The organism is Streptomyces sp. NPDC092952, assembly GCF_044754785.1.
Taxonomy (GTDB): Bacteria; Actinomycetota; Actinomycetes; order Streptomycetales; family Streptomycetaceae; genus Streptomyces.
Genome location: NZ_JBIVPT010000016.1, coordinates 14118 through 40258, shown reverse-complemented (window position 1 = coordinate 40258; position 26141 = coordinate 14118). Strand labels below are relative to the sequence as shown.

The window sequence follows — 26141 nt, the reverse complement described above, 5'->3', positions numbered from 1 at the left end:
CGCTCAGCGGCGTACGGCGGGCAGGGCGCGTTCCACCGCACCCGCCGCCGCGAGCAGCGCCGCGTCCGCCCCGCGCTCCGCGACCAGCTGGAGCCCCACCGGGCAGCCGTCCGCCGTGAACCCGGCCGGAACACTGGCGGCCGGATGCCCGCTCAGGTTGAACGCCCAGGTCAGCGCGGTCGAGTACGTCTCGCCCGGGCCCTCGTGGCCGTGCGGGCGGTTCGGTGTGGTCGGCGTGAGCAGCAGGGGTGTACGGGCGAACAGCGCGTCCAGCACCGCGTCGTTCGCCCGCCGGACCTCCTCGCCGCCGGGCGACACCGCCCCGCCCCGGACCGTCCGCCACGCCTCCCGCGGGTCGAGCAGCGGGCACCCGCCGTCCACCAGCCGCACCACTCCGGCCGCCACCAGCCGCCGCACCGCCCGCCGGACCACCGCCGCGACCTCCGGGTCGACCTCCGCGTACCCCAGATCGACGCTGAACACCGCGTCCACCGGCCCCGTCGGCGGCGCGGGCACCGCCACCTCCAGGACATGGCGCGCGAAGGCACCGGCCTCCCCGGCCGTGCGGGCCAGCACACCGGCGGCGGCCAGCCCCGTGCGGTCCGGCGACGGCAGCAGGCCGTTCGTCGTCTTCAGCCCGAACACCCCGCACCACGCCGCCGGGATCCGCACCGACCCGGCCCCGTCGCCGCCGGTCGCCAGCCCCACCAGGCCCGCCGCCACCGCGACCGCCGCGCCCGCCGAGGATCCGCCCGGGGTGCGGTCGGCGCGCCAGGGGTTGACCGTACGGCCCAGGGCGCCCTGCCCCCAGGTCTGCCAGGGGGTGCCGGGGCCGGGCACCGACGTCGAGCCGACCGGCACCGCCCCGGCCCCGGCCAGCCGCCGCGCCGCGTACGCGCCGATCCCCGTGCGCCCCTTGACCGCGAACGGCACCCCGGCCAGCGGCAGCCCGCCCGCCCTCTCCGCCGCCGCGCGCGCCCGCTCGGGCCACACCTCGACGAAGGCGCACAGCCGGGGGTCCTCCCGGCCGATCCGCTCCAGGGCCCGCTCCACCGCTTCCACCCGATTCCCCACCGGGTCAGCCTCTCAGGGCCGCCGCCATCACGGAACGGGCGATCGGGGCCGCGCTGCCGCCCCCGCTGATGTCCGCCCGGTCCGCCGCCGCGTCCTCGACCACCACGGCGACCGCCACGGCCGGCCGCGCCGCGTCGGGCGCCTGCGCCCAGGAGATGAACCAGGCATAGGGCAGGCCCGAGTTGTCCACGCCGTGCTGCGCGGTGCCGGTCTTGCCGCCGACCGTCACGCCGTCGATCGCCGCGTTGGTCCCGGTGCCGTTCTCCACCACGTCGACCATCATCCGACGCAGCTGCATCGCCGTGCCCGGGTTCATCGCCCGGTGGTAGGAGCGGGGGCCGTTGCGCTGGACCGTCCTGGACCCGTGGGTGGTCGTACGGTCCACCAGGTACGGGCGCATCAGCTCGCCGCCGTTGGCCACGGCGGCCGCCACCATCGCCATCTGGAGCGGGGTGGCCGTGGTGTCGAACTGCCCGATCGAGGAGAGCGCGAGCTGGTCCTTGCTCATCTCCGTGTCGAAGTTGCTCTTCGCCACCCCCGAGGGGATCCGCAGCCCGGTGTCGTCGAAGCCGAAGTTCCGCGCGGCGTCCACCATGCCGTCGAGCCCCACCCGTACGCCCAGGTCCGCCAGGACGGTGTTGCAGGAGATCCGGATCGCCTCGGCCAGCGAGGCCCGCTCGCAGCCGCGTGCCTCGTTGGGCAGCGTGGTCGTGGTGCCCGGCAGGACGTACGGGGACGGGGTGCGGGTGTCGGCGTCGGGGTCGGTGACGACCTGGGCGTCCAGCGCCGCGGCCGCCGTCACGATCTTGAAGGTGGAGCCCGGGGGATAGGTCTGCCGGATCGCCCGGTTGAGCATCGGCTGGCTCTTCGAGGCGTTGAGCCGCTCCCAGGCACCGGTGACCGCCGCCCCGGTGCCCGAGATCAGCCCGGGATCGTACGAGGGCGTCGAGACCAGCGCCAGGATCTTCCCGGTGGCCGGCTCCAGCGCGGCGACCGCGCCCCGCCGCCCGCCGAGCCCCTGGTACGCGGCCCGCTGCACCGCGTCCACGACGGTGGTGACGACCCGTCCGCCGGGCTGCTGGGCCCGGGTGACGTCGTTCCAGAACGGGAGCGGGGCGAGCATCGGATCGGTGCCGGAGAGGAGGGGGTCCTCGGCGTTCTCCAGCAGCGTCGTGCCGTACGTCTGGGAGGCGTAGCCGGTCACCGGCGCGTACAGCGGGCCCTCGCGGTAGGTGCGCTCGTAGGCGAGCTGCTCGCCGGTGTCCTTCGAGCCGGTGACGGACCGGCCGCCCACCACGATGTCGCCGCGCGGCTGGTCGTAACGGGCGATCGTGAGGCGGCGGTTGGCCGGGTTGTTGTCGAGCTTGTCGGCGTCCAGGACCTGGATGCGGGCGGCGTTCAGCAGCAGCGCCACCAGCAGGACCAGCAGGAGCGCGGCGGCCCGCCGGATGTAGCGGATCACCGTCCGCCCTCCGTGACCCGCGCGACGATCCCGGTCTCCACGGCGTCCGGCCGCGGTCTGCGGGCCTGGTCGCTGATCCGGATCAGCAGCGCCATGATGATCCAGTTGGTGACCACCGAGGAACCGCCCTGGGCGAGGAACGGCATCGCCATGCCGGTCAGCGGGATCAGCCCCATCACCCCGCCCGCGATCACGAAGACCTGGAGCGCCAGGATCGAGGCCAGGCCGATCGCCAGCAGCCGCCCGAACGGGTCGCGCAGGGCGAGCCCGGCCCGGTAGCCGCGGGCCACCACCAGCGCGTACAGCAGGAAGACCGCGGTCAGCCCGGTCAGTCCCAGCTCCTCGCCCGCGGTCGCCAGGATGAAGTCGGACTTGGCGGCGAACCCGATCAGGATCGAGTGGCCGAGCCCCAGCCCGGTGCCGAGCAGCCCGCCCGCCGCGAACGCGAACAGCGACTGGGCCAGCTGGCCGGGGCCCTGGCCGGCGTCGATGGAGGCGAACGGGGCGAGCCAGTCCTGCACCCGGCTGTGCACATGCGGTTCGAGGGAGCCGACGACGAACGCGCCGACCGCCGCGAGCAGCAGCCCCACCGCGATCCACCCGGTCCGCCCGGTGGCCACGTACAGCATGATCACGAAGAGGCCGAAGAAGAGCAGCGAGGTGCCCAGGTCGCGCTCCAGGACCAGGACGCCGACGCTGAGCAGCCAGATCGCCACGATCGGGCCGAGCACCCGGCCGGTGGGCAGTTGGAGCCGCCAGATGCGGCGGCCGGTGTAGGCGAGCGCGTTGCTGTTGGCCGCGAGGTACGCGGCGAAGAACACCGCGAGGAGGATCTTCGCGAACTCGCCCGGCTGGAAGGAGAATCCGCCGATCCGGATCCAGATCTTGGCGCCGTTCACCGCCGGGAAGAAGATCGGCACGATCATCAGGACCAGCGCGGCGGCCACCGAGAGGTACGCGTACCGCTGGAGCACCCGGTGGTCCCGGAGCACGACGACCACCACGATGAACAGCGCCACCCCCAGCGTGGACCAGATCAACTGGGTGGGCGCCGCCCGGTCCCCGGGCGTCTCCAGGTCGAGCCGGTAGATCAGCACCAGACCGAGCCCGTTGAGCAGGACGGCGATGGGCAGCAGCAGCGGATCGGCGTACGGGGCCCGCAGCCGCACCGCGAGATGGGCGAGCAGCGCCAGCAGCCCCAGCCCCGCCCCGTATCCGGCCGCGTCGGGCGGGACCGTGCCGTTCTTCGCCAGGCCGACGGAGACGTACCCGAAGACCGCGATCAGGACGGCCCAGAGGAGGAGCAGCAGCTCGATCCCGCGCCGTCTCGTCAGGCGTAGCTCGGGCGGAGGCGTGTCCGCCGTCGTTGCGGTCATGCCGGGAAACGTAGCAAGAGCCGCTACGTATTTCCCTTATGTCGCAGCAGGTATGTCCGAAGAAGGACCGTGGGACGACGCCCCGTCACGCGTCGGGCGGGGCGGCGCGCGGGGCGTCCGGCGGCCGGTGCGCGGGCAGGGTCAACCGGGCCACCGCCCCGCCGTCCGGGGCGTTGCGGAACTCCAGCCGGGCGCCGATCACCGCGGCCTGCCCGGCGGCGATGGTCAGCCCGAGGCCGTGGCCCTTGCCGCCGCCCCCGGTACGGAACCGGCGCGGCCCGTCGTCCAGCAGGTACTCCGGGAACCCGGGGCCGTGGTCGCGCACGGTCACCACCGGGCCGTCGACCGTCGCCACCACCGGGGGCAGGCCGTGCCGGTGGGCGTTGGCGATCAGATTGCCCAGCACCCGCTCCAGCCGCCGCAGATCGGTCCCGACGTGTACCGGCGCCCCCTGGGTCGCCCCCTCGACCCGTACCTCGGTCGCCGTCCCGGAGGCGCGCGCCACCCGCGCGACCAGCGGCGCCAGCTCGTACACCCCGAGGTCGACATGTTCCCGGCCGGCGTCCAGCCGGGAGATCTCCAGCAGGTCCTCGGTCAGCGCCCGCATGGTCCGCACCCGGTCCCGGACCAGCTCGGAGGGGCGTCCCGGCGGCAGCAGCTCGGCGGCGGCGGAGAGGCCGGTCAGCGGGGTGCGCAGCTCGTGCGCCACATCGGCGGTGAAGCGCTGCTCGGCCAGGAGCTTGCGCTGGAGCGTGGCGGCCATGGTGTCGAGCGCCCCGGCGACGGTCGCGACCTCGTCCTGCGGGCGCGAGGGGTCCGTCGTGCGCGGGTCGCCGACCCGGGCGTCGAGGTCGCCCGCGCTGATCCGGCGGGCCACCAGCGCCGTCTGGTGCAGCCGCCGGGTGACCCGGGTGACGGCGAACGCCCCGACCAGCAGGGTCGCGCCGATGGCCAGCACCGAGGAGCCGGCGATCGCCCCGTCGAGGCTCTCGATGGTGCGGGCGCTCAGCCGGTAGTCGACCTGGACGGCCAGCGCCCGCCCGTCCGCCGGGGCCGCCGCCCACATGACCGGCCGGCCGTCCAGGTCGCCGACCACCGTGCCGCGCCCGCCGCCCGCCGCCAGGGTGCGCAGGGCGGCGGGCAGCCCCGGAGGGTCGAGCCCGGAGCCCGGCGGCAGCGCCTCGCCGGTCTCGTACGCGGTGGTGACGTCGGAGAGCCGGGACAGCGCCTTCTCCCGGGCCTGGCCCACGGTCCGGCGGGTCACCTCGGTGTGCACCAGGACGCCCAGCAGCGCGGCCAGCGCGCAGCACATCACCGTGATGAAGAGCCCCGCCTTCCAGGTGAGCGAGGCGGTCCAGGCGGGCGGGCGCAGCCGGCTCATCGCCGCCCCGCGGGGGCTTCGGCGAGCGGGGCGGGGGAGGAGCCGGCCGGGCTGGGCCGGGTGAGCGGCGAGGGGGACGACGGCATCCGCTGGATCTCCTCCTGGGTGGGCAGCATCGCCCGCTGGCTGCCGTCCCAGGTCCAGGAGGTGCGGTACTCGTAGCCCGGGATCGCCGACGGGGCGCGCACGATCAGGTCCCGGCCGGCCAGCTCGACGCTGATCACCGCGTCCGAGGTGGACAGGATGCGGGTCAGCACGCCGCCCCGGGCGGTGTAGGCCCGCACCGAGAGCTGACCGCCCGTCAACCGGATGCCCAGCACCAGGTCCTCGCGGCCGTCGCCGGTCAGATCGCGGTAGTACGGCCGCAGCACCGGGCAGGAGGCGGGTTCGGTGCCGCAGGCGTTGATCCGCCGTACGGTGTCGGCGGGCAGCTCGGCCGTACCGCTGCCCCGGCCCGACCGGGCCGAGAGACCGGCCCGCACCACCGCCACCGGGTCCAGCCGGTGCACGTCGTCGCCCGGCACCGTGATCCCGGGGATGCGCGCGGTCTCGCCCTCGCCGTAGTCCTTCGGGGCGGCGGAGGCGGTCGGCAGACCGGGCCAGAGCCGGACGGGCCCGACGGCGGGCGGGACCGTACCGGCGCTCCGCAGCCCGCCGTTGTCACCGCAGCCGGTCAGCAGCACCGCACCGGCGACGGCCCCGAGGGCCGCCGCCGCACGGTATCCCAGCCGACGCATGACTCCCTCCCTTCCGGAGACCGGATTCCACGACTGTATGCGGAAGGAAGTCAGTTATGTGTATTTAAGAAGTCAGTTATCCGTATTTACTGCGCGCGAGGGTTGCCGCCCCGGCGGCAACCGGCCGGACGTCAGTCCTGGTACGGGCCCTGCCCGTTCGGCGCGTACCCCTGCCGTCCCTGCGGCTGCCCGTACGGATTGCCCTGCTGCGCGGCCGTGTGCTGGGCCAGCAACTGCTCGGCCTGCTCCTTCGCGATCTGCTGCTCGCCCCCGCAGAACGTGCACTGGGTGGCGTACTTCGTCGAGAACGGGAAGAGCGGCACGAAGAACAGGGTGAACTTCGTGACCCGCTTGCGCAGGGTGTGCGCGGCCGGGTTCCCGCACCAGCCGCAGACCAGCGTCAGAATGGCCAGCTGGTACAGATAGCCGCGCGTACCGAAAATGATCATGTGGTGGGTCCCTTCCCCGTCCTGCCCGAAAGCGCCTGCCGACAGAACGTCAGCAGTTTCTCGTCCTCATGGGTGTCATGGCTGCCGTATCCGCCGTCCATCGCGTTGTGACGGCGTACGGAGGCGAGTTCGGCGCGCAGCACCTCCGCCGCGAGGGACCCCTCGCCGGCCGCCCCCATCAGCGCCAGGCCCTCCGCCACCCGGACGCGGACCTGGCGCTCCTGCTCCCAGGCCGCCAGCAGCACCGGTACGGACTCCCCGGCCCGCCCGGACACCTCCCACAGCGCGATGGCCGCGTCCACCCGCAGCCACACCTCCCCGTGCCCCAGCAGGGCCCGCAGCCTCGGCGCGACCACCTCGGCCCGCGCCCCCAGCCCGCCCAGCGCCCGCACCGCGGCCCGGACCTCGTGGACGCGCTCCGCCCGCAACTCCTCCACCAGCACCGGCAGCACCGCCCCGGCATCCCCCTCGACCGCCCACAGCGCCTTCGCCACCTCGGTCACCGAGGTGGCCCCCGGGCTCCGCAGCAGCGCCCGAAGCTCGGGAACGGCCTCGCGCGCCACCGGCCCGAACGAGCCGATGGCCCGCAGCGCCGACGTACGGACCCAGTCGCCCCGGTACTCCGGCGCACCGCGCAGCACCCGCAGCACCTCCGGCAGCGCCTCGTCCGCCCGCAGCGCGGCGACGGCGGTCAGCAGCGGCGCCGCCCGGTCGTGCGTGCGCCCGTCGAGCGGCAGGGCGGCGAGCCCCCGCCGCAGCGCCCCGGTCAGCGGGGCGCCGTCCGCCCCGAGACAGCCGATGGCGAAGCCCACGTCGTGCGGCACCTCGGGCCGCTCCAGCGCGGCGGCCAGCGCGGGCAGCGCGCGTACGTCGCCCAGCCGGGCCAGCGCCTTCACCGCGCTGCCCAGCGCGGGCGGCCCGCTCGGCCAGTCCCGCACCCACGCCCCCGGGTCCGCCGCCACCCGCGCCGCCAGCGCGTCCGCGGCCGGCGCGGCCAGCCCGAACAGCTCCTCCAGCACGTGCGAGGCGGCCTCGGCGAGCCGCGGCTCGGGGGTGGCGAGCTGCTCGCCGACCAGCCGGACCAGCTCGCCGTACTCGCCCCGCCAGGCCCGGATCAGCCCGCCGCACATCCGGAGCGCGTCGATCCGCTGCTGTCGGTCCGGGCTGCGCAGCTGGTCCGCGAGGAGCGCCGTCCGCTCGGCGACCCGGTCGTCGAGCCCGGCGTGCAGGGTGCGCAGCAGATCCGCCGTCCACGGGGCGGCGGGCCGTACCACCGGCTCGTCGGGCAGCGCCCGCAACCGGGCCGCCGCCGGGGCGGACCGCTCCTCGGCGGGCGGCTCCCCGGCCGCCTCCGGGTACGCCTCGACCGCCGCCGCCCCGGGCCGCGCGCCCACCGCCGGGCCCGCCCCGGACCGGCGCGCCGGGACCGCGCGCAACTGTCGCAGCACCCCCGTCACCACCCGCACCACGTCACCGGGGAGCGCGTCCGGGGCGCACCGGGCCAGCTGGGCCAGCGCGGCCAGCCGCAGCCCCGGCGGGAAACCCCCGCCCGCCAGCCGGGTCAGCCACCCCGCCGCCTGCCCGGCCAGCGACCGGTGGCGCAGCGCGATCCGCCCGGCCGCCTCGACCAGGGCGAGCCGCACCTCCTCGTCCGGCTCGATCGGCAGCCGCTCCCGCAGCACCGCGAGCACCCGGTCCGGGTGGTCGTGCAGCGCCGCGAGCGCCAGGGGCGCGTTGAGCCGCACGCCCGGGTCCTCGTCGGACATCAGCTCGAAGAAGACCCCCGCGCCCGCGGTGACCGCGGTGGCCGCCATCGCGTAGTTGGCCGCGCCCTCGATCTCGTCCTCGTCGATCTCGTCGTCCTCGTCCAGATCGATCCCGCCGATGCTGGTGAGGAGTTCGACGATGCCGCCCCGGTCCTGGACGCCCGGGTCCACGACCAGCTCGAAGAGGAAGGGAATGCTGGCCAGCGTGCAGGCGTACACGTCGCCCTGGTGGTGCACCGCGCCGTACATCCCGTCCAGCGCCGTCTCGCGCCGTGCCGGGTCGGCGGACGCGAGCCCCCGCAGCAGGGCGGGCACGTCATCGGCCGGCCCGTAGGCATGCTCCATCGAGGCCCAGTCGACCTCGTCGATCCCCGCGAACACCCCATCGCCTCCCCACGCGTTACAACGAAGCAGTGTCTGCGAGGAGTGTGCACCACGGTCCGGCCGATCCGCCCTTCACATGCGGTCTTTTCCCGGCGGGCATGACAAACGGCCGGGTATGCGCTATCGGACCGGGGTGAATCGGACATCCGTGCTACGGCGCGTCCATGCCACCCGTGCCCCGGCGCACCGGACCCGTCCGCGCTCCGGCGCACCGGATCGGCCGCGCTCCGGCGCGTCCGCACCTGCCGCGCGCCGGGGCGTCGGGATTCACTCGGGCCCCGGCGCGTCCGGCAGCGTCCCGGCCGACGCCGGATCGGCCAGCGGTGCGAGCAGGTCCCCGTACCGGGCCAGCCGCGCCGCCATCCCGTCCGCCAGGACGACCAGCTCGCCGGGGGAGCGGCAGCCCTCGACCTCCGCCCAGGTGACGGGCGCGGAGACGGCCGGTTCGGGGCGGGCGCGCAGGGTGTAGGGGGTGGCGGTGGTCTTCGACGCGGCGTTCTGGCTGAAGTCGACGAAGACCTTCCCCGGGCGCAGCGCCCGCCGCATCCGGTGCACCACCAGCTCCGGGAGCTCCCGCTCGGCCCGGACGGCCAGCTCGCGCGCGTACGCCGACACCCGTTCGGCGGGGGTCGGCTCCAGCGGGACGAGCAGGTGCAGCCCCTTCGATCCGGACGTCTTCGGATAGCCGCGCAGCCCGTCCGCCGCCAGCCGCCCGCGCAGCCAGCACGCCACCGCACAGCACTCCACGACGGTCGCGGGCTCGCCCGGATCCAGGTCGAACACCATCCGGTCGGCGAGCCCCGGCGCCCCCGCCCGCCACTGCGGGGTGTGGAACTCCACCACCAGATTGGCCGCCCACACCAGCGCGGCCAGATCCTCCACGAGCACCTGCCCGGCCGGTTCGTCCCCGCGCCGGGGCACCGGGGCGGTCCGCACCCAGGACGGTGTGCCCGGTGGCGGGTTCTTGCTGAAGAACCGGGGGCCGTCCACGCCGTCCGGATACCGCAGGAACGACACCGGGCGGTCGCGCAACTGGGCGAGCAGCGGTTCCGCCACCGTGGCCGCGTAGTAGTGCAGCACCTCGCCCTTGGTGGTCCCGGTGGCCGGATACAGCACCTTGTCGAGATTGCTGAGCGCCAGCCGCCGCCCCGCCACCTCCGTGATCGGCGTCATACGATAAGAATCACACGTTTCGCCAGGTACAGGTATCCATCCGGACACAAGGGGTGAACGGTGAGATCCATATGGAACGGCGCCATCTCCTTCGGGCTGGTCAGCATCCCCATCAAGCTGGTCAACGCCACCGAGAGCCACGCGGTCTCCTTCCGGCAGATCCACCTCGCCGACAACGGCCGGGTCCGCTACCGCAAGGTCTGCGAACTCGACGGCGAGGAGCTCTCCGCCGCCGAGATCGGCAAGGCGTACGAGGAGGCCGACGGCTCGATGATCCCGATCACCGACGAGGACCTCGGCGCGCTCCCGCTGCCCACCGCCCGCACGATCGAGATCGTGGCGTTCGTGCCCGCCGCCTCGATCGACCCGCTCCAGATGGACGCGGCGTACTACCTCTCCGCCGACGGGGCCACCGCGGCCAAGCCGTACACCCTGCTCCGGGAGGCGCTGAAGCGGAGCCGGAAGGTCGCCGTGGCCAAGTACGCGCTGCGCGGCCGGGAGCGGCTCGGCATGCTGCGGGTGGTCGACGACGTGATCGCCATGCACGGACTGCTCTGGCCGGACGAGATCCGCAGCCCCGAGGGGGTCGCCCCGCAGACCGAGGTCACGGTCCGGGAGGCCGAACTCGACCTGGCGGACGCGCTGATGGACACCCTCGGCGAGGTCGACCTGGACTCGCTGCACGACGACTACCGCGAGGCGGTCGAGCAGCTGATCGCCGCCAAGGCGGCGGGCCGCACCCCCGAACCGGCCGAGGCGGGCGGCTCCGGCGGCGGCAAGGTCATCGATCTGATCGCGGCCCTGGAGAGCAGCGTCCGCGAGGCGAAGGAGGCCCGGGGCGAGAAGCCGGGGGACACCTCCGTCGCCGAGGTCACCCCGCTGGCCGGCCGCCGGAAGTCCGGCTCCACCGGCGCCCGGAAGAAGGCGCAGCCCGCGCGCCGGACCGCGAAGAAGGCGGCGGGGAGGACCACGAGGACGACGAAGCCGGCCGCCGGGAAGACGGCCGCGAAGAAGGCCACCGGAAAGACGGCGGCGAAGGCATCGGCGAAGAAGACCGCGAAGAGGGCCACCGCGAAGGCGGCGACGGAGAAGGCCGCCCCGCGCCGACGGGCCTCGGCCTGAACCTCCCCGCCCGTACGCACGCGGCGGCCGCCCCGGGAAGCGCCCGCTCCCCGGGACGGCCGCCGTCCTCCCGCTCTCAGTGCCTGCCGCGGAACGGGAAGCGGTACGAGTCCACGTAACCGGCCGCCGGGGTCCCGACCCCCGTCACGTCGTCGTAGCCGCGGACCGCCTTCAGCGAGGCGTCCTTGCCGAGGCCGCGCAGCGACGTCAGCAGCCCGTCCGAGGCGTCCACCCCGTTGGCGTAGTCGACCCGGACCACCGCGAGGTCCCGGTTCGGGCCCAGCGGGTGGTCGGTGACGTCGTGGTACACCTTCGAGCCGTACCGGGCGTAGATCGACGGGTTGGCGAACCCGATCGGCAGCCCGTACCGGGCCTGCTGCGCCAGCGCCTGGACGCCCGCGACGACCGGCGCGGCCAGCGAGGTGCCGCCGATGCGGTACTCGTCGTAGCCGAGCGAGCCGTCGGGCAGCGTCTGGGTCTGGCCGACCAGGAAGCCGGTGTTCGGGTCGGCGACGGCCGCGATGTCCGGGGCCGTGCGCATCCGCTGCTTGCCGTTGGCCCGCGCGAGCGCGTCCGGCACGATCCCGCGCTGGTAGAACGGCTGCTTCACGGTCGAGCTGGTGCCGCCGCCCGCCCCCGAGGTGTAGGCGCCGGGGAATCCGTCCCAGCTCTTCCCGTCGGCGGAGAGGGTCGCCTTGAGCGTGCCCCAGCCGGTCTCCCACTGGTACGTGTCGTTCTTGCCGACCGCCAGCGCGGTGCCGCCGACGGAGGTCACCCAGGCGGAGTTGGACGGCACGTCGATCTGCTTCGTCCCGGTCGACTCGACGTTGTCCCCGTCGTCGCCGGAGGAGAAGTAGAAGCCGATCCCCTCGACCGCGCCCATCTTGAAGACCTGGTCGTAGGCGGCCGCGACGTCCGGCGTCTCGTTGGACTCCACATCGCCCCAGGAGTTGGAGACGATGTCGGCGAGCCGCTTGTCGACCACCTTGTTCAGGGTGTCCAGCAGGTCCTCGTCGTAGCAGGAGGCCGCGCCCAGGTACACGATGTCCGCGGCCGGCGCGACCGCGTGCACGGCCTCGACGTCCAGGGTCTCCTCGCCGTACCAGCCGGAGGCCCCGCACTCCTCGGTCCGGGTGTAGTCGGCCGGCAGCACCTGGCGCAGCTGTCCCCTGCGGTACGGGGCGTCGCCGTTGCGCCGGGCGTACTCGGCGGCGTCCTGCGCGATGGTCGGCGAGGCGTACGCGTCGGTGATCGCGACCGTGACGCCCTTGCCGGTCCACTTCCCCGCCCCGTACGCGGCGCGCAGCTGCTTCCCGGTGTAGCCCTTGACGGCGTACGGCGCCTTCTTCCCGTACGCGTCCGGCAGCGCCGACGACGTCGTGGAGCCGTAGTACGTGGAGAAGGGCCCGGCGTTGCGGAACACGCCGTCCGGCGGAGGGAGTTCCTCGTCGTGGCTCGACTTGTGCGGGGCGTTGTCCAGGCCGGAGACGGCGAGGACGGCGTCGCCCAGCGCGGCGGGCACCGAGGCGGTGGACGCCGGCGCGCGGTAGGTCCGGTTGCCCTTGCGGTAGTTGTGCAGCCGGGTGCTGAAGGCCCGCTGGGCGGTGGCGACGTCACCGGTGGCCGAGACGTAGTGCTGGTTGGCGCCGGTGACCGTCAGCCCGCTGGACCGCAGCCAGTCCCGGACCCGGTCGATCTGCCCCTGGGTGGCCCCGAACCGGGCCTGCGCCTGCTCGGCGCTCAGGAACTTCCCGTACGAGGCGGAGTCCGGGTCGGACACGGCGGCGGCGTAGGCGGCCAGCCCCTTCGCGTCCCGGCCGGCCAGATGGACCCGGACGGCGACCTTGGTGCCGTCGGCGCTGGCGCCCCGGTCCGCCCCGGCGGTGGCCCAGGCGGGCTTGGTGCCGGCCAGCGCGGCCCGTCCGCCCGGAGCGGAGTCGGCGCTGGCGTTCGGTGCCCCGAGGGCGAGCGCACCGGCCAGCAGCGGCAGCGTGGCCACCATGCTCAGCGCGGCGCGACTTCTCGCGCGGCTGGTTCTCATACAACCCCCTGCGATGTGGTCTTCGCGTGTGGACGACATGCACTGGATGATGTGCACATGTAATGCGCCACTCTGGCGAGGAACACCTCATATGAGGGGCATGCGGAGGCCAAGAATCCACCAAATGCCCTGGTCCACAGGGTGGTTCACGCGGTGTTTCGCGGACTCTTCGCGGGCAATGGCCAGGTTTGTCGGACGGTGGCGGGGCCGGCGGGCGGGGCGCCGCGCGGCAGGGCCCTTCCGTGAGGCCACGGGCCTATGCTCACCGGTATGGAGCAGAGCGAAGTGGTGAAGCGGGTGGTGGGCATCCTCACGGAGGCGGGCGAGATCCGCCGACTGCTGGAGGAGGACGTCGACCGCGACGACCTGGACCCCGACAGCGGCGTGGTCACCGTGCTGCTGAACGAGACGATGCCCCGCATCTCCGTACCCGAGGACGCCTCGGTCCAGGAGGTGGCGACACTGATCGCCCGGGAGGTCGGCGGCGCGGTCGAGCAACTGGTCGGCGCGTTCACCCTGGCCTTCGCGATGCTGGCCCAGGTGCACGACTCCGGACAGACCGACGTGACCTCCGCCGACGTCCTCCAGGACCTGGCGCTGCGTGCCGAACAGATCGGCACCGGCGGGCCGGACGGCCAGGAAGGCGGATCGGGCATCGCCTGATCCACGCCGGCACGGGACCATACGAGAAAGACCCCCCGATCCGGCGTGATGCCTGATCGGAGGGTCTTTCCCTCGACACTTCTTCGAAGTGCCCTCGGCAGGATTCGAACCTGCGCACACGGCTCCGGAGGCCGATGCTCTATCCCCTGAGCTACGAGGGCGAGTCGCTGTCCTGCTCGGCGACGGGTGAAACACTACCAGCTTCCGAGGGGTGCCCGTGAACAGGTATTTCCGGGCCGCCCGACGGGGGTGTCCGGCAGGCGGCCGGGCCGGATCGTCCCGGGCCGGGACCGGGGGTGCGCGGCGTGTTCCGGACGCTTCCGGCCACCGTTCGCGCCACCCGTCCGGGGGCGTAAGTGGGTAAAACCCGGACGCAGCCCCGGAACCGCCCTACTCTCGGAGTGTGTCAGGGGCGTGTGGCCGCGTGCTTGTTGTCGACGACAACAAGGTCATCCGGCAGTTGATCAGGGTCAATCTCGAGCTTGAGGGCTTCGAGGTCGTGACCGCGGCCGATGGTGTCGAGTGTCTTGATCTGGTGCATCGGGTCCTGCCCGACGTGATCACGCTCGATGTCGTCATGCCCCGGTTGGACGGTCCGCAGACCGCGGCCAGACTGCGCTCCGACCCGCGGACCAGACATCTGCCCGTCGCGATCATCAGCGCCTGCACGCCCTACGGGACGGACGGCGGCGCGGCCGAGATCGACGCCTTCCTCGCGAAGCCCTTCGAGCCGACCGAGCTGGTGCGGCTCGTGCGGCGGCTGATGGTGCGCGAGGAGCCGCCGGCGCCGGCCGGGCGGCGGGAAGCCGGGACCGCGGAGCGCGCCGCGGGGTGACCGCATGGTGAAACCGGGTCGCGGGGTGCCACCCCTCCTCCCCTACGCTGGTCCCGTGACCCCCGCCGATCTCTCCACGACCGTGCTGCACGCCGTGCGCCGCGCGGTCGACGAGGACGCCCTGCGCGTGGCCGTGCCCGCGCGCGTCCGGGTCGAGCGGACCAGGCCCGGCGGCCGAGGCGACTACGCCTGCGCCGTCGCCCTCCAGCTGGCCGGCCCCGCCGCGCTCCCCGCCAGGGACGTCGCCGAGATCCTGCGGCGGCGGATGCTCCGGACGCCGGGCATCGCCGCCGTCGAGGTCACCGGCCCCGGCTTCCTGAACTTCACGCTGCCCGCCGCCCACGACCTCGGCGCTCTGGTGCGCACGATCCGGGAGCGCGGCACGGCGTACGGCCACGGCGACGCCCTCGCCGGCACCAGCGTCTCCTTCGCCCCCGCCGAGGAGCCGCGCGCCCGGGTCGTCACGGACACCGTCGAACGGCTGCTGCGCTCCCAGGGCGCCGAGGTCGGCGACCGCACGGCGGACGGCGAGGCGCTCCACGTCCACCCGGTGCCCGCCGCCGACCGCGACCTCTTCGCCCGGCTCGGCGAGGACGCCGCGCGCTGGGCCCTGCTGCGGCCCGCCCCGCACGACCGCCCCCGGCACACCGGGAGCGGCGAGCTGCTCGTCCAGCGGGAGGGCAACCCGCTCTTCCGGGTGCGGTACGCCCACGCCCGGACCCGCGCCCTCGGCCGGAACGCCGGGCAGTTCGGCTTCCGGGCCGCCCACGAGTGCGCCGTGGACGCCCCCGCGCTCGGGGCGCTGCTCGCCGACCATCCGGCGGTGCTCACCGCCGCGGCCCGGTACCGCGAGCCCGACCGGCTCGCCCGCCATCTGGAGGCCGTCGCCGCGGCCTTCTCCGACTTCCACGACGGCGCCGCCCCGCTCCCCGTCGGTGACGAGAAACCCTCGGCCGCCCACCGCTCCCGGCTCGCCCTCGCCGAGGCCGCCGGGACGGTGCTGGCCGGTGGCCTGTCCCTGCTCGGCATCAGCGCGCCCGAAGTCCTCTGAGAGACCCGAAAGAGCAGAACCACCATGAGCCGATCCGCACACCCCGCCGGTCCCCGCCACGCCGACGTCATGACGGAGGGGCACTACACCGCCCCGCCCGCCGACCTCAACGCCCTGGACGCGAAGGTCTGGGCCCGTACCGTCACCCGTGACGAGGACGGCGCGATCACCGTCGGCGGCCTCCAAGTGACCCGGCTGGCCGAGGAGTTCGGGACCCCCGCCTACTTCCTCGACGAGAGCGACTTCCGGGCCCGCTGCCGCGCCTGGGCCGACGCCTTCGGGCCCGGCGCCGACGTCTTCTACGCCGGGAAGGCCTTCCTCTCCCGCGCCGTCGTGCGCTGGCTCACGGAGGAGGGGCTCAACCTCGACGTCTGCTCCGGCGGCGAGCTGACGACCGCGCTGGACGCCGGGATGCCCGCCGGGCGCATCGCCTTCCACGGCAACAACAAGACCGTCGACGAGATCGAGCGGGCGGTCTCCGCCGGGGTCGGCCGCATCGTGCTCGACTCCTTCCAGGAGATCGTCCGGGTCGCGCACGTCGCGCAGCGGCTCGGCAGGCGGCAGCGCGTACAGATCCGGGTGACCGTCGGCGTCGAGGCACACACCCACGAGTTCATCGCCACCGCCCACGAGGACCAGAAGTTCGGGATCGCGCTGGCCGGGGGACAGGCCGCCGAGGCGGTGCGCCGGGCGCTCACCCTCGACGGGCTGGAGCTCATCGGCATCCACTCGCACATCGGCTCGCAGATCTTCGACATGGCCGGCTTCGAGGTCTCCGCCCGGCGGGTGGTCCAGCTGCTCGCCGAGGTGCGCGACGAGCACGGGGTGGAGCTGCCCGAGATCGACCTCGGCGGCGGCCTCGGTATCGCGTACACCCCCGAGGACGACCCCCGCGAGCCGCACGAGATCGCCAAGGCGCTCGGCGACATCGTGACCCGCGAGTGCGAGGCCGCCGGGCTCACCACCCCGCGGATCTCCGTCGAGCCCGGCCGCGCGATCGTCGGGCCGACCGCGTTCACGCTGTACGAGGTCGGCACGGTCAAGCCCCTGGAGGGGCTGCGGACGTACGTCAGCGTCGACGGCGGCATGTCGGACAACATCCGCACCGCGCTGTACGACGCCGAGTACAGCGTCGCGCTCGCCTCGCGCACCTCCGACGCCGAGCCGATGCTCGTCCGGGTCGTCGGCAAGCACTGCGAGAGCGGCGACATCGTGGTCAAGGACGCCTTCCTGCCGTCCGACCTCGCCCCCGGCGACCTGATCGCCGTGCCCGCCACCGGCGCGTACTGCCGCTCCATGGCGAGCAACTACAACCACGCCCTGCGTCCGCCGGTCGTCGCGGTGCGCGACGGCGCGGCGCGTGTCATCGTCAGGCGCGAGACGGAGGAAGATCTCCTGCGTCTCGATGTCGGCTGATGAAATAGATGTCTCAGGATCCGGACGGGTGGCAGAATCGCCCGTCCGGTGAGTGAGACTGGTCCACACATCAGATGTAAAGGAATCGAGGTCGGATGATGCGTACGCGTCCGCTGAAGGTGGCGCTGCTGGGCTGTGGAGTGGTCGGCTCAGAGGTGGCGCGCATCATGACGACGCACGCCGACGACCTCGCCGCGCGCATCGGCGCGCCGGTCGAGCTCGCCGGTGTCGCCGTGCGCCGGCCCTCCAAGGTGCGCGAGGGCATGGACCCCGCGCTGATCACCACCGACGCGACCGCCCTGGTCAAACGGGGCGACATCGACGTCGTCATCGAGGTCATCGGCGGCATCGAACCCGCCCGGACGCTCATCACCACCGCCTTCGAGCACGGCGCGAGCGTGGTCTCCGCCAACAAGGCCCTGCTCGCCGAGGACGGTGCCGCGCTGCACGCCGCCGCCGAGCAGCACGGCCGGGACCTCTACTACGAGGCCGCCGTGGCCGGGGCCATCCCGCTGGTGCGTCCGCTGCGCGAATCCCTCGCCGGCGACAAGGTCAACCGGGTCCTCGGGATCGTGAACGGCACCACCAACTTCATCCTCGACAAGATGGACACCAGCGGCGCCGGGTACTCCGAGGCGCTCGACGAGGCCACCGCCCTCGGATACGCCGAGGCCGACCCGACCGCCGACGTCGAGGGGTTCGACGCCGCCGCCAAGGCCGCGATCCTGGCCGGCATCGCCTTCCACACCCGGGTGCGGATCGGTGACGTGTACCGCGAGGGCATCACCGAGGTCACGGCCGCAGACATCGCCTCCGCCCGCCGCATGGGCTGCACCGTCAAGCTCCTCGCCATCTGCGAGCGCGCCGCCGACGGGCAGTCGGTCACGGCCCGGGTGCACCCGGCGATGATCCCGCTGAGCCACCCGCTGGCCTCCGTCCGCGAGGCGTACAACGCGGTCTTCGTCGAGGCCGAGGCGGCCGGGCAGCTGATGTTCTACGGCCCCGGCGCCGGCGGCTCGCCGACCGCCTCCGCGGTCCTCGGCGACCTGGTCGCGGTCTGCCGCAACAAGCTCAACGAGGCCACCGGACCCGGTGAGTCCGCGTACACGCGCCTGCCGGTCAGCCCGATGGGCGACGTGGTCACGCGCTACCACATCAGTCTCGACGTGGCCGACAAGCCGGGCGTGCTCGCCCAGGTGGCGACGGTCTTCGCCGAGAAGGGCGTATCGATCGATACGGTCCGACAGCAGGGCAAGGGCGGTGAGGCGTCCCTCGTCGTCGTCACCCACCGTGCGTCCGACGCGGCGCTCTCGGCGACCGTCGGGGCGCTGCGGCAGCTCGACACCGTGCGCGGTGTCGCCAGCATCATGCGTGTTGAAGGGGAGTAAGGACCCATGACCACCAAGGGCACCCACCAGTGGCGCGGCATCATCGAGGAGTACCGGGACCGGCTTCCGGTCACGAGCACGACGCCGGTCGTCACGCTCCGTGAGGGCGGTACGCCGCTCGTCCCCGCTCAGGTCCTCTCCGAGCGCACGGGCTGCGAGGTGCACCTCAAGGTCGAGGGCGCCAACCCGACCGGTTCCTTCAAGGACCGCGGCATGACGATGGCCATCACCCGGGCCAAGGAGGAGGGCGCCAAGGCGGTCATCTGCGCCTCCACCGGCAACACCTCCGCCTCCGCCGCCGCGTACGCGGTGCGGGCCGGGATGGTCTGCGCCGTGCTCGTGCCGCAGGGCAAGATCGCGCTCGGCAAGATGGGCCAGGCGCTGGTGCACGGCGCCAAGATCCTCCAGGTCGACGGCAATTTCGACGACTGCCTGACGCTGGCCCGCTCGCTCTCGGACAACTACCCGGTGGCGCTGGTCAATTCGGTCAACCCGGTCCGTATCGAGGGCCAGAAGACCGCCGCCTTCGAGATCGTCGACGCGCTCGGCGACGCTCCGGACATCCACGTCCTCCCGGTCGGCAACGCGGGCAACATCACCGCGTACTGGAAGGGCTACCGCGAATACGCGGCGGACGGCATGGCCACGCACACCCCGCGCATGTGGGGCTTCCAGGCGTCCGGTTCCGCCCCCATCGTGCGCGGCGAGGTCGTCAAGGACCCGTCGACGGTCGCCACCGCGATCCGGATCGGCAACCCGGCCTCCTGGCAGTTCGCGCTGAACGCCCGGGACGAATCGGGCGGTTTCATCGATGAGGTGACGGACCGCCAGATTCTGTCCGCCTACCGGCTGTTGGCCTCCCAGGAGGGCGTCTTCGTGGAGCCGGCCTCGGCCGCCTCCGTCGCGGGCCTGCTGAAGGCCGCCGAGGAGGGCAAGGTCGACCCCGGCCAGAAGATCGTCTGCACGGTCACCGGCAACGGCCTCAAGGACCCCGACTGGGCCGTCGCGGGCGCCCCGCAGCCGGTCACCGTCCCGGTCGACGCGGCCACCGCCGCCGAGAAGCTGGGCCTCGTCTAAGAGTTCCCGCGCGTGCCGGACCCGGGCGGTCCGGCACGCGCCCCGGGCCCCGCCCGCGTGGGCAAGAACCCAGCTCAACCACCCCTTTTCGGGACGAGAGCGCACCCGCCGCGTGCGACACGCATCGTGCGCCTCCTGTGCGCCCTATGTCGCCACAGAACCTTCCTTCGATAAGCTGTACCCAACCGCCCCGCCGCGTCTGCCGCGGTGCCTGGGCCGTCGTGGCCGTCGGGCTCTCCGTAATCCCATCCCCCGTCACCACGACTTCCGCCGCACGGAGAAAACGCTTCACCACCCCCGCCGCCACCCAAGGAGAGTCGTTCAACCGATGGCCGGTCCCGCCTTCCGAGCCGCCGCCGTCCGGGTGCGCACCCCCGCGACCAGCGCCAACCTGGGCCCGGGTTTCGACGCCTTCGGCCTCTCCCTGGGGCTGTACGACGACGTCGTCGTCCGCGTGGCCGACTCCGGACTGCACATCGACATCGCCGGCGAGGGTGCCGACACGCTGCCCCGCGACGAGAAGCACCTCCTCGTGCGCTCGCTCCGCGCGGCCTTCGACCTGCTGGGCGGCCAGCCCCGCGGCCTGGAGATCGTCTGCGCCAACCGGATCCCGCACGGCCGCGGCCTCGGTTCCTCCTCCGCCGCCATCTGTGCCGGGATCGTCGCGGCCCGTGCCGTGACCACCGGCGGCGAGGCCCGCCTCGACGACGCGGCCCTGCTGGAGCTGGCCACCGAGATCGAGGGCCACCCCGACAACGTCGCGGCCTGTCTGCTCGGCGGGTTCACGCTGGCGTGGATGGACGGCGGAGCGGCGCGGGCCCTCAGGATGGACCCCGCAGAATCCATCGTTCCGGTGGTTTTCGTCCCCGGCAAGCCGGTGCTCACCGAGACCGCCCGGGGCCTGCTCCCCCGTACGGTCCCGCACGTCGACGCCGCCTTCAACGCGGGCCGCGCGGCCCTGCTCGTCGAGGCCCTGACCAGGAACCCCGAGCTGCTCCTCACCGCCACCGAGGACCGGCTCCACCAGGAGTACCGCGCCCCCGCGATGCCCGAGAGCGTGGAACTCGTCAACCGACTGCGCGCGGACGGCGTCCCCGCGGTCATCTCCGGTGCCGGGCCGACCGTGCTCGCACTGACCGAGGACGGTGCGGCCGAGAAGGCCGCACGGCTGGCGGGCGAGGGCTGGGCGGCCAACCGCCTCGCGCTCGACGCCCAGGGCACGAGTGTGCTGCCGCTCGCTCCGTAGCGGAGAAGATTGCCGGTGAGGGAGAGGGGGAATGTTTGTTGGAGCCGGTAGTGTTAACCTCAAGTCAGCAATCGACGTCTCAGTGGCGCGTTGCTTCGTGTCCCCTTCCGGGACCACCGATTCTTCCGGGAGCCTCCCCAAAACTGCCTGAGCAGCCTTTCTGAGCAGTTTCGTGCACGCTCCGGAACCGGCACGACACCCCTCGCTCGTCCAGGAGTGGGCCGAGCAGGGGGATGCTCGCGCCGGACCCCACGCACACTTTCATCTCTCCGCCGTACCCCGGCGGACCACCGCCCCGGCACGGTCAGCAAAGAAGACCGCAGTCGGACAGCACAACCGGTCGCCGAGCCAGAAGGCCGACGTCCGCTCCAGGGAAGGACCCTTCGTGAGCGACACCACCGATCTGATGGGCGTGACTGCCGACAAGACCGTCGACAGCGCCGCGCCCGCCGAAGGTGCTGCCACTGGCACCACCGCACGGCGCCGCCGCTCCGGCACCGGCCTTGAGGGCATGGTCCTGGCCGAGCTGCAGCAGGTCGCGTCCGGCCTCGGTATCAAGGGCACCGCGCGGATGCGCAAGGGCCAGCTGATCGAGGTCATCAAGGAGGCGCAGGCGGGCAACGCCGCGCCCAAGGCCGCCGCGCCCGCCGCGACGGCGGAGACCAAGCCGAAGCGCCGCGCCACCTCCAAGGCGCGCACCGGGGACGAGTCCGCGGCCGCCGAGCCCGCCGAGAAGAGCGCGGGCCAGCAGCAGATCGACATCCCCGGCCAGCCGGCCAGCGAGGACCAGCCCGTGGTCGAGCGCCGTCGCCGCCGGGCGACCGCGCAGGCGGGCAGCCCCACCGAGACCAAGGCGGAGGCCAAGCCCGCCGAGGCCAAGGCGGAGGCGCCGGCCGAGCCCAAGGGCGAGGAGCGCGCCGAGGCCGCCGCCGACACGGCCGAGGGCCGTCGCGGCGACCGCCAGGACCGTCAGCGCGGGGAGCGCGGGGAGCGTGGCGACCGCCGCGACCGCCAGCGCGACCGCCGGGGCAAGGGCGACGACCAGGGCCAGCAGGGCGGCCAGCGCCAGCAGCGCCAGGGCCAGGGCCAGAGCCAGGGCCAGGGTCCGCAGAGCGGCCCGCAGGACGACGGCTACGACGACGAGGCCGGCGGCCGCCGGGGCCGTCGCGGCCGCTACCGCGACCGCCGGGGCCGTCGCGGCCGCGAGGACTTCGCGGGCGAGGTGCCGGTCTCCGAGGACGACGTCCTGATCCCCGTCGCGGGCATCCTGGACATCCTCGACAACTACGCGTTCATCCGGACCTCCGGCTACCTGCCCGGCCCGAACGACGTGTACGTCTCGCTCGCCCAGGTCCGCAAGAACGGCCTGCGCAAGGGTGACCACGTCACCGGTGCGGTGCGCCAGCCCAAGGACGGCGAGCGCCGGGAGAAGTTCAACGCCCTGGTCCGTCTCGACTCGGTGAACGGCATGGCGCCCGAAACCGGCCGCGGCCGCCCGGAGTTCCAGAAGCTGACCCCGCTCTACCCGCAGGACCGGCTCCGCCTGGAGACCGACTCCAACGTCCTGACGACGCGGATCATCGACCTGGTCGCCCCGATCGGCAAGGGCCAGCGCGGTCTGATCGTGGCCCCGCCGAAGACCGGTAAGACCATGATCCTCCAGGCGATCGCCAACGCGATCACGGTCAACAGCCCCGAGTGCCACCTGATGGTCGTCCTGGTCGACGAGCGTCCGGAAGAGGTCACCGACATGCAGCGGTCGGTGAAGGGCGAGGTCATCTCCTCGACCTTCGACCGCCCCGCTGAGGACCACACCACCGTCGCCGAGCTGGCCATCGAGCGCGCCAAGCGTCTCGTGGAGCTGGGTCACGACGTGGTCGTCCTGCTGGACTCCATCACCCGCCTCGGCCGTGCGTACAACCTCGCGGCCCCCGCTTCCGGCCGCATCCTGTCCGGTGGTGTCGACTCGACCGCGCTGTACCCGCCGAAGCGCTTCTTCGGTGCCGCGCGCAACATCGAGGACGGCGGTTCGCTGACCATCCTGGCCACCGCGCTCGTCGAGACCGGCTCGCGCATGGACGAGGTGATCTTCGAGGAGTTCAAGGGCACCGGCAACATGGAGCTCAAGCTCGACCGGAAGCTCTCGGACAAGCGCATCTTCCCGGCGGTGGACGTCGACGCGTCCAGCACCCGCAAGGAGGAAATCCTCCTGGGCAGCGAGGAGTTGGCGATCGTCTGGAAGCTCCGCCGGGTGCTCCACGCGCTCGACCAGCAGCAGGCGATCGAGCTCCTCCTGGACCGGATGAAGAAGACCCAGTCCAACGCGGAGTTCCTGCTCCAGATCCAGAAGACGACACCGGCCCCGGGCAACGGCAACGACTGACGTCGCGCCCGCCCGGCCGCCACACACAGGGCCGCCCCCGCCACTTCGGTGCCGGGGGCGGCCCTGTGTCGTACACCGTGTCCGGACCGAGACCTTTGCCACATCCCGGACCGGCCCCGAAGAGCGGTGAGATGGCTGTACCGCTCAAGAAACCGCAGGTGAGCGGGGGATTACCGGGTGTCCGCCCGGGCCTGGGGCCCACTGGTTCCTCACGTCGGCACAACAGGTGGCTGTGCAACCCTTTTTGGTAGGGCGACGTCGTGAGAAGTACCGACAAGTCGTCGATACCCGGTTTGTCGACGAGTCCGTCGACGTGTTCCGTACCCGCACACCACTGCTTGGGGGTAGCCGGGCGAGGCCGAGGAGCTAAGGAGACCCATGACCGAGCAGAACGGGAGCGGCGGCCGAATACGTCCCACCGGCAGGCGCCGGAAGAAGCCCTCCCGCCGCCGCAGGGCGACGGTGATAGCCGCCTGGACCCTGGCCGGGGCCGTGGTCGCCGGCGGCGCCGGACTGGGGTTCGCGTACGTCAAGCTCAACGGCAATCTGAAGTCCGTCGACATCAACGCCGCCCTGGGCAAGAACCGCCCCCAGAACATCGACAACGGCTCCCAGGACATCCTCGTCCTCGGCTCGGACTCCCGGTCCGGCGCGAACGGCGAGTACGGCGCGGACGAGGGCACCGCCCGCTCCGACACCGCGATGGTCCTGCACGTAGACAAGGGCCACCGGACGGCCTCCGTCGTCTCCATCCCGCGCGACACCCTCGTCACCCGCCCCAACTGCGTCAGCGACACCACCGGCCGGACCGTCGCCGGCCAGCAGCGGGCGATGTTCAACACGGCGTACGAGGTCGGCGGCCCGGCCTGCGCGGTCAAGACCGTCGAGGCCATGTCCGGCATCCGCATGGACCACTACCTGGAGGTCGACTTCACCGGCTTCAAGAAGCTCATCGACCAGCTGGGCGGCGTGAAGATCACCACCACCGCCCCGATCGACGACCCCAAGAGCCACCTGAAGCTCGACGCCGGCACCCACACCCTCGACGGGGAGCAGGCGCTCGGCCTGGTCCGCACCCGCAAGAGCGTCGGCGACGGCAGCGACCTCGGCCGCATCCAGCTCCAGCAGGCGTTCGTCAAGGCGCTGATGGACCAGGTCAAGAACGTCGGGGTGTTCTCCAACCCGAAAACCCTGTTCGACCTCGCGGACACCGCGACCAAGACCGTCACCACCGACTCCGACCTCGGCTCGGTGAAGGAGCTCACCGCCTTCGCCAACGGCCTCAAGGGCCTCGGCTCGAAGAACGTCCACATGGTCACCCTGCCCGTGGAGTACGACGCCGCCGACCCGAACCGGGTCGTACCGCTGGAGCCCGGCGCCACCGAGGTCTGGACCGCGCTCGCCCACGACCGGCCGATCCCGGCCTCCGCCACCGAGCACTCGGCGGGCGACAAGGGCGCCGCGGGCAGCGTCGTCCACTGACCGGTGCCCCTCCCGGGCCGGGGGAATAGTTGCGGACCGCCCCCGGTTTTGGGAGATACGACTGGTCCTGGCAGACTGGTACGTCGGCCCCGGTTCACGGACGTGCAATCCGCGCGTGCGACCCGGCGCCCTCCCGAACCTAGGAGAAACCCTTGAAGCGCGACATCCACCCCGAGTACGTCGAGACGCAGGTCAGCTGCACCTGCGGCGCGTCGTTCACCACCCGTAGCACCATCGACGGCGGCACCATCCGCGCCGATGTCTGCTCCGAGTGCCACCCGTTCTACACGGGCAAGCAGAAGATCCTCGACACCGGTGGCCGTGTGGCCCGCTTCGAGGCCCGCTTCGGCAAGGCTGCTTCCGGCTCCGCCAGCAAGTAGCGAGCCACTGCGCCGGTTCCTGGCGCCCTCTCACGGGGGCGTCGGGACCGGCGTTTTTTCCGGCCGGGGGTGTACGGACCCGTCGCCGCACCCCCGCCCGGCCGGCACCACGCCGTCCAGCAGGCACGCCCGAGTGAAGGAAACAGGAGCCCGAAGATGTTCGAGGCGGTCGAGGAACTGATCGGCGAGCAGACCGATCTGGAGAAGCAGCTCGCGGACCCCGCGGTCCACGCCGACCAGGCGAACGCGCGCAAGCTCAACAAGCGCTACGCCGAGCTGACCCCGATCGTCGCGACGTACCGCTCCTGGAAGCAGTCCGGCGAGGACATCGAGACGGCCCGCGAGCTCGCCGCCGACGACCCCGACTTCGCCGCCGAGGTCAAGGAGCTGGAGAAGCAGCGCGAGGAGCTCACCGAGAAGCTCCGCCTGCTCCTGGTCCCGCGCGACCCCAGCGACGACAAGGACGTCCTCCTGGAGATCAAGGCCGGCGCGGGCGGCGACGAGTCCGCCCTGTTCGCCGGCGACCTGCTGCGCATGTACCTGCGCTACGCCGAGCGGGTCGGCTGGAAGACCGAGATCATCGACTCCACCGAGTCCGAGCTGGGCGGCTACAAGGACGTCCAGGTCGCCGTGAAGACCAAGGGCGGCAACGGCGCCACCGAGCCCGGCCAGGGCGTGTGGGCCCGCCTCAAGTACGAGGGCGGGGTGCACCGCGTGCAGCGGGTGCCCTCCACCGAGTCCCAGGGCCGCATCCACACCTCCGCCGCCGGGGTGCTCGTCACGCCCGAGGCCGAGGAGGTCGACGTGGAGATCCACGCCAACGACCTCCGGATCGACGTCTACCGCTCCTCCGGCCCCGGCGGCCAGTCCGTCAACACCACGGACTCCGCCGTCCGCATCACGCACCTGCCGACCGGCGTCGTCGCCTCCTGCCAGAACGAGAAGAGCCAGCTCCAGAACAAGGAGCAGGCCATGCGCATCCTGCGGTCGAGGCTGCTCGCCGCCGCCCAGGAGGCCGCCGAGCAGGAGGCCTCCGACGTACGCCGCAGCCAGGTGCGCACCGTCGACCGGTCCGAGAAGATCCGCACGTACAACTTCCCGGAGAACCGGATCTCGGACCACCGCGTCGGATTCAAGGCGTACAACTTGGACCAGGTGCTCGACGGCGACCTGGACGCGGTGATCCAGGCGTGCGTCGACGCCGACTCCGCCGCCAAGCTCGCCGCCGCGTGAGCAGAGCCCGCCCCGCCCGCCC

The 26141-nt window shown here is 73.0% G+C and carries 21 protein-coding genes and 1 tRNA gene; 12 read left to right on the top strand and 10 right to left on the bottom strand.

Features of this window, described 5'->3' with window-relative positions; translation table 11 throughout:
- Window positions 1–3 precede the first annotated feature (3 nt).
- From ACIQGQ_RS29085 to ligD, 8 genes are all read right to left on the bottom strand, one after another.
- Window positions 4–1074: an amidase family protein gene (locus tag ACIQGQ_RS29085; RefSeq protein WP_402401015.1), complete on the bottom strand. Its 1071-nt coding sequence runs from the start codon at window positions 1072–1074 to the stop codon at window positions 4–6.
- A gap of 4 nt (window positions 1075–1078) precedes the next feature.
- On the bottom strand, window positions 1079–2536 hold the full coding sequence (locus tag ACIQGQ_RS29080; RefSeq protein WP_402401012.1) for a penicillin-binding transpeptidase domain-containing protein: 1458 nt from the start codon (window positions 2534–2536) through the stop codon (window positions 1079–1081).
- The gene (locus ACIQGQ_RS29075; RefSeq protein ID WP_402401009.1) at window positions 2533–3912 is read right to left on the bottom strand and encodes an FtsW/RodA/SpoVE family cell cycle protein; all 1380 of its coding nucleotides are present in this window, start codon (window positions 3910–3912) and stop codon (window positions 2533–2535) included. Before ACIQGQ_RS29075 ends, ACIQGQ_RS29080 begins: the two co-directional genes overlap by 4 nt.
- A gap of 85 nt (window positions 3913–3997) precedes the next feature.
- A complete protein-coding gene (locus ACIQGQ_RS29070) occupies window positions 3998–5293 on the bottom strand; it encodes an ATP-binding protein (RefSeq protein ID WP_402401006.1) in 1296 nt (431 codons plus the stop codon).
- Window positions 5290–6030, bottom strand: coding sequence for a hypothetical protein (locus ACIQGQ_RS29065; protein WP_402401003.1), 741 nt, complete (start codon window positions 6028–6030; stop codon window positions 5290–5292). Before ACIQGQ_RS29065 ends, ACIQGQ_RS29070 begins: the two co-directional genes overlap by 4 nt.
- 131 nt (window positions 6031–6161) lie before the next feature.
- Entirely contained in the window at window positions 6162–6479 is a 318-nt protein-coding gene (locus ACIQGQ_RS29060; RefSeq protein WP_402401001.1) for a zinc-ribbon domain-containing protein, read from the bottom strand.
- Entirely contained in the window at window positions 6476–8626 is a 2151-nt protein-coding gene (locus ACIQGQ_RS29055) for a HEAT repeat domain-containing protein (protein ID WP_402400999.1), read from the bottom strand. Before ACIQGQ_RS29055 ends, ACIQGQ_RS29060 begins: the two co-directional genes overlap by 4 nt.
- A gap of 270 nt (window positions 8627–8896) precedes the next feature.
- Window positions 8897–9802 (bottom strand): non-homologous end-joining DNA ligase, encoded by a 906-nt coding sequence (gene ligD / locus ACIQGQ_RS29050; RefSeq protein ID WP_402400996.1) that lies wholly within the window; start codon window positions 9800–9802, stop codon window positions 8897–8899.
- Window positions 9803–9862: 60 nt separating this feature from the next.
- Between ligD and ACIQGQ_RS29045 the strand changes: the two genes are divergently transcribed.
- The gene (locus ACIQGQ_RS29045) at window positions 9863–10924 is read left to right on the top strand and encodes a Ku protein (protein WP_402400994.1); all 1062 of its coding nucleotides are present in this window, start codon (window positions 9863–9865) and stop codon (window positions 10922–10924) included.
- Between the two features lie 76 nt (window positions 10925–11000).
- Here the strand turns inward: ACIQGQ_RS29045 and ACIQGQ_RS29040 are convergent, their stop codons facing one another.
- Window positions 11001–12965 (bottom strand): protease pro-enzyme activation domain-containing protein, encoded by a 1965-nt coding sequence (locus tag ACIQGQ_RS29040; protein ID WP_402400992.1) that lies wholly within the window; start codon window positions 12963–12965, stop codon window positions 11001–11003.
- Between the two features lie 258 nt (window positions 12966–13223).
- On the opposite strand from ACIQGQ_RS29040, the gene ACIQGQ_RS29035 reads away from it, so the two are divergent.
- Entirely contained in the window at window positions 13224–13628 is a 405-nt protein-coding gene (locus tag ACIQGQ_RS29035; RefSeq protein ID WP_366293328.1) for a hypothetical protein, read from the top strand.
- A gap of 89 nt (window positions 13629–13717) precedes the next feature.
- Here the strand turns inward: ACIQGQ_RS29035 and ACIQGQ_RS29030 are convergent.
- Window positions 13718–13789 (bottom strand) — tRNA-Arg (locus ACIQGQ_RS29030).
- A gap of 263 nt (window positions 13790–14052) precedes the next feature.
- On the opposite strand from ACIQGQ_RS29030, the gene ACIQGQ_RS29025 reads away from it, so the two are divergent.
- The 10 genes from ACIQGQ_RS29025 to prfA all read left to right on the top strand — a co-directional run bounded on the left by ACIQGQ_RS29025 (window position 14053) and on the right by prfA (window position 26119).
- Window positions 14053–14463 (top strand): response regulator, encoded by a 411-nt coding sequence (locus tag ACIQGQ_RS29025; RefSeq protein ID WP_402400988.1) that lies wholly within the window; start codon window positions 14053–14055, stop codon window positions 14461–14463.
- A 55-nt stretch (window positions 14464–14518) separates the two neighbouring features.
- Window positions 14519–15514, top strand: a complete 996-nt coding sequence (gene nrtL / locus ACIQGQ_RS29020; protein ID WP_402400985.1) for an ArgS-related anticodon-binding protein NrtL — start codon at window positions 14519–14521, stop codon at window positions 15512–15514.
- A 24-nt stretch (window positions 15515–15538) separates the two neighbouring features.
- Window positions 15539–16930 (top strand): diaminopimelate decarboxylase, encoded by a 1392-nt coding sequence (lysA, locus tag ACIQGQ_RS29015; protein WP_402400982.1) that lies wholly within the window; start codon window positions 15539–15541, stop codon window positions 16928–16930.
- 98 nt (window positions 16931–17028) lie between these two features.
- Window positions 17029–18318 (top strand): homoserine dehydrogenase, encoded by a 1290-nt coding sequence (locus ACIQGQ_RS29010; protein WP_402401270.1) that lies wholly within the window; start codon window positions 17029–17031, stop codon window positions 18316–18318.
- A 6-nt stretch (window positions 18319–18324) separates the two neighbouring features.
- On the top strand, window positions 18325–19395 hold the full coding sequence (thrC, locus tag ACIQGQ_RS29005; RefSeq protein ID WP_402400979.1) for a threonine synthase: 1071 nt from the start codon (window positions 18325–18327) through the stop codon (window positions 19393–19395).
- Window positions 19396–19723: 328 nt separating this feature from the next.
- Complete coding sequence (thrB, locus tag ACIQGQ_RS29000; RefSeq protein WP_352277166.1) at window positions 19724–20641, top strand: homoserine kinase; 918 nt, start codon at window positions 19724–19726, stop codon at window positions 20639–20641.
- Between the two features lie 385 nt (window positions 20642–21026).
- Window positions 21027–23024 carry a transcription termination factor Rho gene (rho, locus tag ACIQGQ_RS28995; protein ID WP_402400976.1) on the top strand — a complete coding sequence of 666 codons (1998 nt, stop codon included), beginning with the start codon at window positions 21027–21029 and terminating at the stop codon, window positions 23022–23024.
- 378 nt (window positions 23025–23402) lie between these two features.
- Window positions 23403–24506, top strand: a complete 1104-nt coding sequence (locus ACIQGQ_RS28990; RefSeq protein WP_402400973.1) for an LCP family protein — start codon at window positions 23403–23405, stop codon at window positions 24504–24506.
- A 152-nt stretch (window positions 24507–24658) separates the two neighbouring features.
- Window positions 24659–24886 (top strand): 50S ribosomal protein L31, encoded by a 228-nt coding sequence (gene rpmE / locus ACIQGQ_RS28985; protein WP_366293343.1) that lies wholly within the window; start codon window positions 24659–24661, stop codon window positions 24884–24886.
- Window positions 24887–25042: 156 nt separating this feature from the next.
- Window positions 25043–26119 (top strand): peptide chain release factor 1, encoded by a 1077-nt coding sequence (prfA, locus tag ACIQGQ_RS28980; protein WP_402400970.1) that lies wholly within the window; start codon window positions 25043–25045, stop codon window positions 26117–26119.
- Window positions 26120–26141: the final 22 nt, after the last annotated feature.

Bases quoted from the DNA above. Each gene is read 5' to 3' on its own strand.
- ACIQGQ_RS29075 (WP_402401009.1), bottom strand. From the start codon at position 3,912: ATGACCGCAACGACGGCGGACACGCCTCCGCCCGAGCTACGCCTGACG.
- ACIQGQ_RS29070 (WP_402401006.1), bottom strand. From the start codon at position 5,293: ATGAGCCGGCTGCGCCCGCCCGCCTGGACCGCCTCGCTCACCTGGAAG.
- ACIQGQ_RS29065 (WP_402401003.1), bottom strand. From the start codon at position 6,030: ATGCGTCGGCTGGGATACCGTGCGGCGGCGGCCCTCGGGGCCGTCGCC.
- ACIQGQ_RS29060 (WP_402401001.1), bottom strand. From the start codon at position 6,479: ATGATCATTTTCGGTACGCGCGGCTATCTGTACCAGCTGGCCATTCTG.
- ligD (WP_402400996.1), bottom strand. From the start codon at position 9,802: ATGACGCCGATCACGGAGGTGGCGGGGCGGCGGCTGGCGCTCAGCAAT.
- ACIQGQ_RS29040 (WP_402400992.1), bottom strand. From the start codon at position 12,965: ATGAGAACCAGCCGCGCGAGAAGTCGCGCCGCGCTGAGCATGGTGGCC.
- ACIQGQ_RS29035 (WP_366293328.1), top strand. From the start codon at position 13,224: ATGCTCACCGGTATGGAGCAGAGCGAAGTGGTGAAGCGGGTGGTGGGC.
- lysA (WP_402400982.1), top strand. From the start codon at position 15,539: ATGAGCCGATCCGCACACCCCGCCGGTCCCCGCCACGCCGACGTCATG.
- ACIQGQ_RS29010 (WP_402401270.1), top strand. From the start codon at position 17,029: ATGCGTACGCGTCCGCTGAAGGTGGCGCTGCTGGGCTGTGGAGTGGTC.
- thrC (WP_402400979.1), top strand. From the start codon at position 18,325: ATGACCACCAAGGGCACCCACCAGTGGCGCGGCATCATCGAGGAGTAC.
- thrB (WP_352277166.1), top strand. From the start codon at position 19,724: ATGGCCGGTCCCGCCTTCCGAGCCGCCGCCGTCCGGGTGCGCACCCCC.
- ACIQGQ_RS28990 (WP_402400973.1), top strand. From the start codon at position 23,403: ATGACCGAGCAGAACGGGAGCGGCGGCCGAATACGTCCCACCGGCAGG.
- prfA (WP_402400970.1), top strand. From the start codon at position 25,043: ATGTTCGAGGCGGTCGAGGAACTGATCGGCGAGCAGACCGATCTGGAG.